The 551-nt window shown below is 69.7% G+C and carries 1 protein-coding gene; it reads right to left on the bottom strand.

From position 1 onward, the window contains the following. A partial coding sequence (locus tag RF645_RS13285; RefSeq protein ID WP_368819273.1) for an MFS transporter occupies nucleotides 1-551 on the bottom strand: 551 nt, incomplete at both ends.

Raw genomic sequence — 551 nt, 5'->3', positions numbered from 1 at the left:
CATGCACACGGCCACGTAGACGACCACGGCGGGGGCGTGGCCCGGCCAGACGAGCAGTGCCGTCCACCCGGCCCAGCTCACGAGCACGCATGCCAGGGACAGTGTGGAGCGCCGGCGCGCGAAGCGCGCACTGAGTTTGCCGATCACCGGCGCCACCGCCACGTTGAACACCACGTACACGGTCATCACGGCGGAGGCCTGCGTGGGGTCCAGCCCCTGTGCGTTCTGCAGGTACGGGTACGCCCACATGAGGGCGAACGTGTTGCCCACGAACTGCACGGTGAAGTGGACCCAGAAGCCCAGCTGGGTCCCCGGTTCCTTGATGGCCTGCCCCATGGAGGTGCGCACGGTCGCCAAGGAGAGCGCGTCGTTGAGCTCACGCGCGCCCGGCGGGTTGCTGCGCAGGAACAGGCCGGAGAGCACCGCGGCGAGCAGGGCGATCGCCGCCATGACCGCGAAGGACGGCACCCAGCCGACCACGTGGAGCAACGCCGCGAACGGGATCACGGAGAAGAGCTGGCCCAGGTTGCCCGTCATGCCCACGACCTGGG

The organism is Kocuria sp. CPCC 205260 (genome assembly GCF_040981045.1).
In the GTDB taxonomy this organism is placed as follows: Bacteria; Actinomycetota; Actinomycetes; order Actinomycetales; family Micrococcaceae; genus Kocuria; species Kocuria palustris.
The sequence above is the reverse complement of the archived record's forward strand: the minus strand, read 5'-3'. Positions and strand labels throughout refer to the sequence as shown.